The 13,076-nt window shown below is 40.1% G+C and carries 7 protein-coding genes; all 7 read right to left on the bottom strand.

Annotation, left to right across the window (positions count from 1 at the left end; genetic code table 11):
* Nucleotides 1-22 precede the first annotated feature (22 nt).
* The gene (locus MKX40_RS04355) at nucleotides 23-3,796 is read right to left on the bottom strand and encodes an SDR family NAD(P)-dependent oxidoreductase (protein WP_339239666.1); all 3,774 of its coding nucleotides are present in this window, start codon (nucleotides 3,794-3,796) and stop codon (nucleotides 23-25) included.
* Nucleotides 3,797-3,832: 36 nt separating this feature from the next.
* On the bottom strand, nucleotides 3,833-4,993 hold the full coding sequence (locus MKX40_RS04350; RefSeq protein ID WP_339239663.1) for an ACP S-malonyltransferase: 1,161 nt from the start codon (nucleotides 4,991-4,993) through the stop codon (nucleotides 3,833-3,835).
* Between the two features lie 15 nt (nucleotides 4,994-5,008).
* Complete coding sequence (locus tag MKX40_RS04345) at nucleotides 5,009-6,484, bottom strand: condensation domain-containing protein (RefSeq protein WP_339239661.1); 1,476 nt, start codon at nucleotides 6,482-6,484, stop codon at nucleotides 5,009-5,011.
* On the bottom strand, nucleotides 6,465-8,072 hold the full coding sequence (locus MKX40_RS04340) for a non-ribosomal peptide synthetase (protein WP_339239660.1): 1,608 nt from the start codon (nucleotides 8,070-8,072) through the stop codon (nucleotides 6,465-6,467). Before MKX40_RS04340 ends, MKX40_RS04345 begins: the two co-directional genes overlap by 20 nt.
* A gap of 14 nt (nucleotides 8,073-8,086) precedes the next feature.
* Nucleotides 8,087-9,226 (bottom strand): condensation domain-containing protein, encoded by a 1,140-nt coding sequence (locus MKX40_RS04335; RefSeq protein ID WP_339239659.1) that lies wholly within the window; start codon nucleotides 9,224-9,226, stop codon nucleotides 8,087-8,089.
* Entirely contained in the window at nucleotides 9,207-11,864 is a 2,658-nt protein-coding gene (locus MKX40_RS04330; RefSeq protein ID WP_339239655.1) for a condensation domain-containing protein, read from the bottom strand. Before MKX40_RS04330 ends, MKX40_RS04335 begins: the two co-directional genes overlap by 20 nt.
* Before the next feature lie 104 nt (nucleotides 11,865-11,968).
* Nucleotides 11,969-13,075, bottom strand: a complete 1,107-nt coding sequence (locus MKX40_RS04325) for an ABC transporter permease (RefSeq protein WP_339239653.1) — start codon at nucleotides 13,073-13,075, stop codon at nucleotides 11,969-11,971.
* Nucleotide 13,076: the final 1 nt, after the last annotated feature.

Here is a 13,076-nt window from a genome sequence, read left to right as displayed (position 1 = left end):
TCAATCGCCTCTTTCATGATTATTATTTATTGAGAAATGCCAGCATCTCTGCTGCATCATAATGACCATCACTTTGTTCTGTCACTGCCTCCTGGTTGTCCAGCTGATTGATAAGATCAACCTGGCCCTGTATCGTTGCAATAGAGAACAATGTTGTTACATCGAATTGTCCAGGAAACGCTAGATTCAATTCATCACATAAATGTACGATTGTAATAGAGTCCCCTCCTTGTTCAAAGAAACTAACATTATGGTCGTAATCATCTTCACCTAGAGTTCTCCCCCATGCAGCAACGATATGATCTTTAACACGATCAGAACCCGTGCATACCTTCTCAGTTTGTTGCTTCCTGTGCATTTTTGTAACAGGACTGAAGAGAGAAGAATATTCATCTGCTGTACGTTTTAGCTTAAAGAGAGCAGCCGACTTGGCATTCGATTGAATGAACCGATTTAATAATGGAATGCCCTCTGCACTGGTTAATTTCTCGAAATAGTAATCTTCCATTCCTGCTGACATACCTACATCCTGCCAACCCGTTAGATTGAGAACTCTTACATTCGTATTCGTTAAGGGCAAGCCCGATTGATATGCATTAGCCATGGAATACTCCGCTTGTCCCATCGCCCCAATTACACCCGCTAGTGAGGAAAAATGAATGATCTCTTGTACTTCAGGGAAATACATTCCCAACAGATGTGAACCTTCTATTTTACTTTTTGTTTTCGCACAAAACTCATTCCTGGACTTGTTAACAAACAATCCCTGAGCCGGCTCACCTGCAAAGTTCAAAATATAATCAAGTTTGCCATGATACTGAGCAGCAAAAGAAGAAACTTCATCCTCATTAGATATATCCAACTTGAGATAACTCACATTATCTCTTGATGGCAGACCATCCCACACGGACCTTCTTCCCGCAGCTATGATATGGATGTCAGCATATCGATCAGCCAAATCTCTTGTGTATGCCTCACCAATTCCAGAACTGGCCCCAACGATCAGTACAGTCTTACCTTCGGAGAATTTGTCCCGGGATGATTCATCCACTTTCAAACTCTTCAAACGCAGGATATAGAACTTACCTTCCCGGTGAATAATATGTTGCTCCGACCCATAGTCAACTCGCTCCACATCCGTTGAATATGTATGATCTGTATCCACAACAATAACTTCACTATTCACTTCCAGTCTTAAGGCATAGGCACCCATGGCTATGGAACGATTTAACGCATTCATTTTGGGATACTCACTCTTCTTATCTGTGTATCCTAAAACTCCTGAATTCACGTAATAAAACTTTTTCATATGCAGGATTTTATTTAAACTGATTAGCACTTTTCCAAGGGTATACGTCTCATCCGCAACACGATCTATCTCTGTGTAATTCCGGTCCCACAGGTATACGTGCTTTAACATATCTTTCTCTTGAATCCCTATCGCCTTCTCGTTGATTTCTGTTAGTTCCGTAAAATAGACTATTGGACTATCAAGTTGAAGTTGGGAACGCAAGGATTCATGTACAAAATGGATCGCTTCGGATGGACTGTACGAATGTTGTGTAAACGTTGCAGGTATAATCTCTTCTTGCTTAAAATATGAACTCGATTCTCCCTTGTTAAGAGCATTTTTCACTTTATAATGATCAGCAGATAGAATAAGATTCCACTGTCCATCGAACAAATTAACATTAAGTGATAGGATGATGTTTCCTCGTTCATCCATGGTGCGATCTACTAATTCTATTTCCGAATAGAACTCTTCTCCTACAAGTTCAAACTGCTCAAAACGGATATCGCTCCAATACCATGGAAACACAATCTGTTCCGGTTCAGCCATTCGGTTTAGAGCATTGAAGGCAGGATCGAGAATGGAGGGATAAAAGCTATACATTGAGAATTCCACTTTGTACTCTGAAGGAGGTCTCAGCTTAACTACAGCTCTTGTATGTTCTTGATTAGTCCATAAACGATCTACTACATCCCATCTTCGGGATACAGCAATATCTTCTACTCCTTCGCCCCCAACTTGGCTTGTTACAGCGACTTCCATAAGTTCTCCTGCTTTTATTCTCTGATCCAGCTCTGTAGCCGTTCTTCTTATCGGTTTGTGCAATGAAGATTTATCATGTAACTCAAACTGTAGCCAAGTCTTCAACACACCAGCAGTCCTATATGTTACAACCACCTTTAAGGTTTTCTTATCCAGTTTGAGTAGAATCGTCAGAGGGCCGTCTTGAACTGCCATCTGATTCATAATGTGAAGACCAGTGATGTCATAGTGCTCAAGAGTGTACGGTGTACAATCTAACCCCTGGGCTATCATTTCAAAAATACTTGTACCCACAAGCAGATGTTTTCCATTGAACTGATGTTCACGAATCTCCCATTGTCTCTTACTGTGTAAAGGAAACTGCACGATAAGCCACTCATCCGTTTCCAAGCGCTGAAGATCATCTTGTACTGTGAATGAATTTTCATCTAATGGGAACCAGTAACTCTTTAAATTCAATGGCAATTCCTTAACTTGGGATGGCACCGAACAGCTATATTGTTGAAGAATAACGTGAGCATTTGTACCCGTCATGCCGAAGGAACTAATACCTGCAAGCGCATGTTCTTCCAGCGGAACAGATTGATCCGGAATATAGAAAGCTGATGTTTCAAAATCAATCTCCTCATTGGGAATCTGAAAATCCGGATGAGGTAACACAACGCGGTTACGTAAAGATAAGGCCGACTTAATCAATGAGAACAATCCTGATGTTACATCCAGATGTCCGAAATTGGACTTACATGCTGTCAGAGCAATTTTCTGTTTTGTTTTAACACGTTCTGAAAAGTAATTACTCAGGCTCTCAAATTCGATCGTGTCTCCGATAGCCGTCCCCGTACCGTGTGCTTCAATAAATGCCAGCTGCTGCATCTCATCCTGAAGGGGAGCCCATGCCTGTTCTATCAGTCGTTCTTGCGCATCCGGGTTAGGCGAAGACATATTCATCGTTTGACCATCGTTATTCATGGCGTAGCTGCGGATCAGACCATAGATAAAGTTACCATCCCGTTCTGCATCCTCCTTCCGTTTGAGAATTACAGAACCTACGCCCTCTCCAATGGATGTACCTGTGCTTCGATCATCAAAGGTACGCGTCCTAGCATCTGTTGCCAAAATGTCTACCAATTTATCGGACTTGTACCCCGGCTTAACATAAAGATTAGAACTAACGACTATAGCCTGATCAATAATCCCTTGTCTAAGATCATTTGACGCTTGAATAATAGATACCAGTGATGATGAACAGGCCGTATCCGTCATTATGGAAGCACCACGTAAGTCATAGATATATTGGATGCGACTTGATATGGTCGAGTTTAGCATCCCAAGCAGATCCGGTTTCAACTTACGCTGCTGCAACAATAATTGATATTGATATTGCTGTGTGGAGTTCACACTTGCATATACACTGGTTTGTGTACCGCGGATCTGCTCAAGACAACCCGCATCATTCAGTGCCCGGGTGGCTGATAACAGGGTCAATCTCTGGTTAGGATCCATAAAATCAGCACTTTTTTGTGCGATGTTGAAATATTTATGATCAAATTGATCGATATGTTCAAGATATGAACCTGGCATGAATATGTCCTCAACCAGTTCACCAATCTGTGCATGCCTGTTAGTCGGAAATTTCCCCACAGAAATTCGCTTGTCACGTATTTTATTCCATGCATCATTCATATTCCCACACCCTGGAAGCGTAAGGTCCATACCGATAATGGCAATATCTCCTATACTCAATCCTTTTCCTCCTCTCCTTGATCAGCTTCCAGGAATTTATCCCGCTTTCCAGGCTAATTTGTTACGATAATGCATGATTTGTTCCTCTGGAACTTTTTTGGTCCGAAGAATGAGCTCCAACAAGGATAACGTTTTTTCTACATCCTCAGCCGTTGCCTCTTTCCCAATCTGTGATTTGATCTGGTTATATCCACTAATCACAATATTTTCATATGCTTCCGAATCTTCATTATTATTTTTGGTCGAGACAATAATCCCTAGTGCTCGCGAAAAGACACTGTAGTTTTTATTGACTTCGATGTCGTCCTTCAGTTCATTACTAAGCTTTGAGAGTTGCTCTTCGTTGTGGAGGGCGTGCACTTGTACCTGATTTCCAAGCATTTTGACAAACATTCCGTTCGGGGATAAATCAATGAATACTTGAATGCCCTGCTTCACTGCATAATCTACAGACTGTGTCCAACAGACGGGATTTACCATCTGACTGGATATCCCCTTCTGAACATTAGAAGGCTGATACGGTCTTGCGAATTCGTTGCTAATGACTTCAGTACTCCAATATGGGTTAAACGAGAAACTGTTCAACTGATTGTAAACTTCGTCTGCCGCTGCCTGCATGTAATGAGTATGAAAAGCGCCACTGACTCCTAAAGGAACAGACTCTACCTTGTTTTGTTTGACGAAGTCCTGTAGATCAGTCTTCTTACCCGCAATGACCGTTTGCTTAGAAGAATTATAATTGGCTATATAGATATCTTGTCTATCGCTCAACCACGATTCAACCTTCTCCGGTGAAGCAAACACAGCTGTCATACCCGTACTTTCTTGTGTATCAATTGCTTTTTTCATGGCAGTTCCTCGCACATCTACCAGTTTTAATCCCTCACTATAGCTTAGAGCACCTGCAATGGTTAGTGCTGTAATCTCACCCAGGCTGTGTCCAAGAACGATGCTAGGATATAAACCCACATGTTCCCGGTACAATTGATACATGCACATGGACCCTACATAGGTTGCCAATTGTGCTTTTCGTGTGTCTTGGCTTAGATCAGAACAGAACCACTCTCTGATCGGCTCCTGCAACTGTGTCTCTGCTTGCTCAATCCATTTTAGTGTTTGTTTATTTTTCAGCCATGCTTCCTTTACTTCCTCGCTAATTTTAGTTCCTTGTCCTGCCAACATTAATGCAATTTTCATATCGAGTTATCCTCCTTATAATCGTTCAAGAATTTTATGTGTCAGCATTTCGGAAGTATAGTGGTTAAAGAAATCACTTATTTTTAAATTCACTTTGAATTGTTCTCGTATTCTTTTTTTGAACTTTACCAAGAGTGTCGAATCCATACCGAGATCAAAAAAGCTCTCTTCTGCATGTACAGTCTGTTCATTCAGCAATGTGCATACCATCCCGGATACCTCTTTGTATATAACTTCATAGTTATCTTCTCTTAAGATAACGTTTGGAGAAGCGTTATCTCCATCTGTCTTAGTTTCATCTTTCAAACGTAACATTTGATCCAGCCCTATTTCCGTATCAGCGTATAATGCATGGACATTACGACTAAAAATAGATAACAGTTGTTCCATGTCTTCCGAACTATATTCGCTGGATATCATTGTTATATGAAGTTCATTCAGTTGTTTATATATCGAGAAGTGAAGACCATATTTTTCATCGCGATATGTCTCGATTTCATGGAGTGTTATTGCATGCTCATGACTAAGCGTAGTCTCGATCAGACTTCCTGATTTGTAGTCAAATATGATATCCCGAAAAATGTTCATACATTTCATGGACTCCCGATATCTCACAGCATCATAATGGCTGCTCGTTGTCAGATCCTTGAATATCTGTTGTTGAACTTCTGCAGTGAGTTGCTCCACGCTTGAATAATGCTGTGTATCAAACCTCTTATGAAAAGGAACTAACTGAACAAAGTTTCCAAGTGCTCTAAAATTGGTCTGATTTCTACCCAGATACGGATAAGCCAGATACACGGAGTTATGGTTCAGCCAGCCGGCTACACTGATTGCAAAAGCAGTCAGACATAAAGAGAAATCCGTGTATTTGTGTTTGACCATACTTCCCAGTTTCACAGTTTCACTTCGATAGTTCACATGCTCAATCTGTTTGTTGAGCAACCGAGATTTAAATCCTTCATATTCTCCAAAATCAACTGTATTACGCTGTGAGTTAATATTAGAATCCTTATGTTCTTCCACCGAACTGCATTGGAAGGCCAATGGCTCATCCGAGAGATATGCTGCAATCACATCTTGCAAAAATAGATTAATACTTAAGCCATCAAGTAACGCATGATGTACATTAACAAAAAGGTAATCATTGGTTTCATCAGCCACCTTACATAATACAATTTTGACTAACTCTTTATCTTCCACCGATATCAAGTGAGCATCGAGCATTGCTTGAGGTTCAAACTTAGACTGTGAGCAAATTTCAATTGTAGGTACTTCTGCCGTGATCCATCTCTCAATGTCAGAAGCAATTCGATAGGAAGTCCGGAAAATATCAAATTGTTCAAAGTATAATGTAAGCAGATTATACATTTTGGCAACATTGAGCCCTTCCCCAAACTTCACAATCATGGGAATATTGTAAGCCGTAGGATTCAGTAAACTGCTATTAATGATTCTTTTTTCACTATCACTAGCCGGCTTTGACATCATTCACAATCTCTCCTAAGGTGCGTGTAAATAGCATATCCAGATCTATCGGATAACCCTCTCCTCCTAATTTCCAGATGACTTCCATTGCTTTAATAGAGTCACCACCCAGCTCCAAAAAAGTCTTACTCATGATTAGCTCACTTTGGAGTACACTTGTCATTACTTCTGCAACCTTGTTTACACTTTTGGACTCCTGATCTTTATGTCGGTTCATTGCTTGCATGTCTGTTTTACCATTGTTATTCATCGGGATTTTGCCCACCACCTTAACTGTTGGTATCATATAATCTGGCAGTATATTGCGAAGATGCTGACGGAATGGTTCGAGTTCGATCATATCTGTTACAAACAGGTACAGCCGTGTACCATCGTAATGAGCCAAACACTCTTTATTTAGGCCATAGTTGTATGCACAACGTTCAATCTCGCCAAGTTCAATCCGATATCCAGAGACTTTAACCTGCCGATCTGCTCGCTCGACATAGTTCAATTCCCCTCCAGCACTCTCATAAACAACATCGCCTGTCCGATAATAGCGTTGCCCCTCCCAGTACGCAAACGCTTTTTCATTCGCTTGGTCATTGTCGATGTAGCCTCTCATCAAACCTGAGTCAGATAACAATAACTGTCCTTGTTCTCCACGGTTAACCGGTATGCCACTTTCATCCAGAATGAGAGAATTTCCCTGGTCAAACATCTTCCCGATTGGAATCTCTGTTTCATCCCCAATTACCTTATATCGGGTGGCAAAGACTGTGGTCTCCGTTGGGCCATACACATTGTACACATTGCAATATTGCGCCGCTTCATGCAGATGTTTGATGGAAGCACGTTCACCCCCCGTTAAGATGAGTTGCAACTTGCTCAAGTCCTCCACACATTCTTCAACATATAGATTAAACAATCGTGTTGTCAGAAATACCGTATCGATCTCTTCCAAAATCTCTGGGAGGATATCAAAGTCTAGACTATCATCCTTACTTACCATTCTAAGTGTCATCCCATTCAGCAATCCGCCAAAAATTTCGTAGACGGATGCATCGAATTCAAGAGGAGCAAATTGACCAATTACATTGCCTTCGTAGAATTCATTTTGTCTCACAATTTTTTCAATAGATCGATCTTCAATAGCTACAGCCTTAGGCTCGCCAGTTGATCCAGAAGTGAAGATAATGTATAAAAGACTGTTGGCTTGGCGAGAAGCTTGCTGTACCCCCAATACGTCTTGTAACACATTTTGACGAGCACACTCTTGCTTCTCTATTTCATTAAGACTACGAAGTACGACTTTGCCATTCACTTTAGTACGCATTTTATTTTTGCGATGATTCGGATAGTCTTGTGGAATGACGCAATATGCAGCCCCCGCTCGGACAACTCCAAGCATGAGAATGATCGCCTCCAACTTATCCTCCGCCTCAATAGTTACCACATCTTCATTGGCTATTTTTTGCCACATTAAATGTTCTGCTACCTTGGCTGTCAGTATATCCAATTGACCATACGTCAGCGTCTTTGAGGAATCCTTAATCGCAATTTTCTCCTTATGCGTGTTGAAACTCCAATCTAATTCTTCTAATACATTCAACAGAAATCCCCCTTTCAGACAAGACAGTTTTCCAGCGTTGTATCAAATAGATCTAACATAAAACGAGTTTGCTCTTCACTGTATTGGCTTGAATTATATTCGATTTCGATCTGTGCGTTACCATTCACTAGATAAACACGGATGTATAGTTCAAATTTGTTTAAGTTATCCGCAGGAATATATTGAAAGTATCTGAACATATCTTCTTCATAGGAATAGACAACTGGGTAATCATTGGTACATAGTGTGTGTGGCTCCTTACCACGCTTTGCAAATGCACTGAGACTATCCAAGGAGATCTGTTTGATCGTTGCTAAAATGTCGCGTCCCCTAACAATTCTTCGGGACTGCATCTGTACAAAACAACCAATCTCATGAAATGCTCCCATACTCATACGCCAATTACCTATAGTTCCATACACGCTGCCTGTGCAAGTCTGTTCTAATACCGATTCCCATAATCCTTGAAAAACTGAATTTCTGGTTACTTTCAACAAGGTTGAAATTTTCTCAATATGTTGAAATTGTTCAGGTTTCAATTGTTTTATTAGACGTTCCAAATGACCTTTTTTAGTTGTTACATGCATATTTTGTCCAGATAGCCTTAACAATTCTTCCTTAGTAAAAGAAGACTTGTTGGTTTGTAACTCATTAATTCGTTGGTAAAAACCAAAGCCGGTATCTGGTGAATTCCGAGATCGCCCTGCAAGGTGATCCATAAACATAGATTCAAAGTTTCGAATTCCCCATCCGTCAATACAGATATGGTGAAATTCAATTAGTAAATACATCTTTTGTTTGTACTCTGCGAATTGAGTTCTCCAGGGATATTCTTTGATAAGATCGATCATTTCTTTCCTTTGCTTCAAATAAATTTCGGGATGTTCATCTAAATAGATCTGCGGAATTTCAAATTGATGTGGATCCAGGCGGTGATAAACTTGATTAAACATTCGGTGCTCCGCATCATAGGTATACCGGGTCTGTAAGGTTTGACACTCCTGTATTGTTTTTAAAAGAGCAGTGCAGACCTCCTTAAGACTAACAGGTTCTGGAATTTCATAGATGAATGGCAAACGATACACAGGCAATTGATTGCAGATAAACATTTTTCGTTGTATATATGTCAGTTCGCTAGATTGAAGAAGGTCCATCTGATGTTACCCCTCCTTCAATATCCATAGGTATTATCTGAAACTCCCTCAAAGATCGCTCAAAAGTAACCATTATCCGTCTTTCTTCTTCTGAGTCATATACGTTACTATCGATATACACACTTAGTTGGGAATTTGAAAAACCTCTACGCAGCTGAACGAAAATTTGAAACTTGGATAATCCATCAAATTCAATCGTTTGATCAAATATAGATGAATCCTCAGGCTCTTCCCCTTCTTGCAGTGTTTGAAAAACAACACGAGGATAGGAAAGATTAAATCCATGTTCATTCAAATCCATTAAAGATACCGTTTGGTTCATTCTTGCAATATAAAGACTGTTCTTCAGAATATCCGAATTCGTAGTAGAGAAGAACAAAGGTAAGACTCTGGCAAATGAACCAATGACCTGACTGGTTCGTGCTATAACACGCCCATGATAGACAGCACCAATATATCCCTCTTCGTAATCAAAATACCTGGATAATGAATAATGGACTACGTTTAGTATCCTTAATTCTGTCTCTTCGAAATTCGGTATGCCTATCTCCAGGTTCCAGTGATATGGATGAAAGTATCCACTACCAAGAGAAGATTTACCCGGATTGTGGAATTGTTTGTACGGAAGAAGACTTTCCCATTGCTTGAGGGCTATAGAGGTAGCATGACTGTACTCCTCTGCCAATGAAGCATATTGCGAATATACAGGTTTATGATTGTTATAACACTCTGTTATCTGATTTTTTAGGATTTGAATACCCATATGATCAATAAGTATATGATGAATATTGAAGTACAGATACATATCTCCTGTGGAATTCAAATGAACAAGTTTGAAGTCCCATAATTGTGAGTGAGGATGTATACGAAGTGTTTCTTGATCTCGCTGTAGATCGCTTAAATCTCCTACATCCACCCACTCAATATGTACCTGCTGCTGAGGCATTACTGAAGCTATAAACTGGCCATCCTGCATTTCAAATGAAGTGAAAAAAATATCATTTCCTTGAATAACCTGTTCAATAGCTTCTTTAACCCTTTCCATATGGCTGGCTGACTGAGACGTTAGACGTAAAGCATAACTTACATTGTACATATCCGTATTTATGAAACGAAAGCTATCAATAAAGATTGTTTTCAAAAAGCCAGGAAGATGATAATGATTAAGGTTAGTCGATTCTGGTCCATCCTCCCGTTCTGAAATGGACTTTTTACTGAGTTTTTGTTTCAATTCTTTAATTGTAGAAGAAGTATAAATATCATGGTAAGACAATTGAACGTCATAGTACTCGTAGGCATCTGTAATGATCTGAGCAATCTCGAAAGAGGTGATATCCGTATCCAGTAGATGATCTTCTTCGTTATATCGCTCAAATAAAAGTTGGAGTGTAGAACTCCGCTGAGCTTTATCAGCACTAATAGTGGGGCTGTTTTTTGGCTCAACTTCACCTGTTTCGATACTTACTTCCTGCCCACTCATACTTAACTGCTCATCGAGATTAATAATATCCAATTCAAGTACCATCTCTCCCAAACAATCACATACGCCCTTTACTAACGTGTTATCGTAACGAAACTCCATATATAGACCGTCTTCATATTCATTGAATTGGGTATGGTTATCATATTTGTACAAATAATCTCCCAAAACAAAGGTTGAGAACACTTCAGAATGGGCAATTGGATCTGACATTCGTGTATAAGAGACGACCAAGTCAAAACCCTTCACGCCAATAAGATTCATATATTCCTCATAAGTTAATGCACTTGAAGATTCAATAGCCACAAAAAAATTCTTGAACAGAGCTTTGGCGTTATCCTTGTAACTCAGCTGTTCTGACAGTTGGAATGAATACGGAACAACATCTGTATAATTACCAATCTGATTTTGTTCTGTCTGATGATTCCGCCGTGATATAACTATCCCGAAACGGGATTGCCTACGCTCCGTTGCAAGAGCTATTGCATATAATATGACACCAAATTTGGTAATCCGGAGCTTTTGTGCCAATGATCCTATGGCTTCCCACACTTGTGATGACAATTTGACTTTTCCATAAACGGGATCTTCCAATGGCTCATGAGCAGAGAAATGGGATATGGACTTAAAGGATTCGAAATAGTCATGGAGCATCGATGAATCTTTTTTTCGAATTGTTAGGGACCTCTCTGGCATATCGTACAGACCAGCAGGAACAGAGAACTCACCATGAAGCACTGAATATTCCAATGCGGTCATGAACTCGTTCATCGAATCGCCATCAAACACCAGATGATGGATAAGAAATTCAATTCTGCACTCCGCTTCATCTATATAGTATTTTGCCAACCCTTCTCCCTCAAAAACATCCAGTTTGACATCCTGAAGAGAAATATGACTTCTAAATGAATTAGGCGTGTTTAGCCTTGAACAAAAAGCATATTGGGACTCCTTCTGTACAATGGTTAATCCTAAAGCTTTATGGCCTTCCATTACTCGTTCAATAGCATCAGCTATATTACAAGCCGCCCACTTAGAATCATATTTCACGGTGAAGAATATATCGTAGTTCTTACGATGTTTCTCGGCATACAAAATTTTTTCGTGTAGAGATGATAGATTGGATAATTCGATGGTTTGCGCAACCTGAATGGTCAAGATAATCCGTCCTCCGATCTCCATCGTGTATCCCCGGCATCTCCCTTCATTCGAGGATGTACCGGGAAAACGAGGTTCTGCTATATTTTATACGCTGGAAGAGCTTAAATATCTTCCGTTCTCACTCTTGTCAGTAGTACAAAAATAACCGCAGCACAGACGAACAAACTGATAATATGCACTGTAATCATGCTACTGTTACCTGTAAACCCACTGAACATCTCATTGTTCAACTCTGTAATCCAATGGGTAGGCAATACACTTGCAATCTTTTGCATGCCTTCAGGCATAATTGAACTTGGCCAGAGTGTTCCGCCTAACATCGCCAGAGGAAGCGATACTACGGTAATAAGCAACCGCCCGGTAGACATTTTGGTTGTACGACTTACAAGCAGTAACCCAATACCTGCCGCGATCATATTGAGTAATCCATACGCCAACACGAGCAATAGAAGTTCTCCGAACGATAAAGACAGATCAATTTGGAAAACTCCGGTCATCAGAGCAATCATAAGTATAAATTGTCCTACACCGATGACTGCAAACACACTTACGGTCTGCACATAGTAGCTCAATTTACTGCTCGCTGCCAGTAATAAACGCTGGGTCGTGGTATGCACCTTATCACCAAGGAATAATAGTGTATTGGTCATTGTAAGGAACATAATGATAAACACAATCATATTGAATGAACTCGTTAATACCACCGCATTAGGGTTTCCAAGAATCTTCTGTTCCACTTGTATTGGAGCTTTGGTTGCTGCAGCTTCTTTCATACCTGCGGTTAATGATTCTTCACTGGTGGCATTTTTGGCCAATGTTTTTAAAACAGAGAATACACTATTCAGTTTAATCTCCAACGAGTTTGAATTGAAATTCTGCTCATTCACGTAACTATTCACCTTGAGCAGATCCGGATCATTAAATATGTCCTGAGTGCTTGAAGGGAATACAATTCCCAGATTGGTACTATGATGAATAGCATCATCTGCCGAAGCTGCTTGAGTAATGGTGACATTCTGCTTCTTCAGCATATCCGTGATATAAGAATTCACAGCTGAATCTTCTACATACATCGTAAGTGTGACCTTGGTTGCTTCCTCATATTGCGCTACTACAGAATACGTAAATACAACTGGCAACAACAAGATTAAGATAAAGGTAAGTTTTCGCTTGAAAATACGTCTTAAATACAGTTCGAATACCCGCATC

The organism is Paenibacillus sp. FSL R5-0517 (assembly GCF_037974355.1).
In the GTDB taxonomy this organism is placed as follows: Bacteria; Bacillota; Bacilli; order Paenibacillales; family Paenibacillaceae; genus Paenibacillus.
The sequence above is the reverse complement of the archived record's forward strand: the minus strand, read 5'-3'. Positions and strand labels throughout refer to the sequence as shown.

What these genes read in the sequence shown, in the direction of transcription:
- MKX40_RS04350 (WP_339239663.1), bottom strand. Translation starts at nt 4,993, where the DNA reads ATGAAAATTGCATTAATGTTGGCAGGACAAGGAACTAAAATTAGCGAG.
- MKX40_RS04345 (WP_339239661.1), bottom strand. Translation starts at nt 6,484, where the DNA reads ATGATGTCAAAGCCGGCTAGTGATAGTGAAAAAAGAATCATTAATAGC.
- MKX40_RS04335 (WP_339239659.1), bottom strand. Translation starts at nt 9,226, where the DNA reads ATGGACCTTCTTCAATCTAGCGAACTGACATATATACAACGAAAAATG.
- MKX40_RS04325 (WP_339239653.1), bottom strand. Translation starts at nt 13,075, where the DNA reads ATGCGGGTATTCGAACTGTATTTAAGACGTATTTTCAAGCGAAAACTT.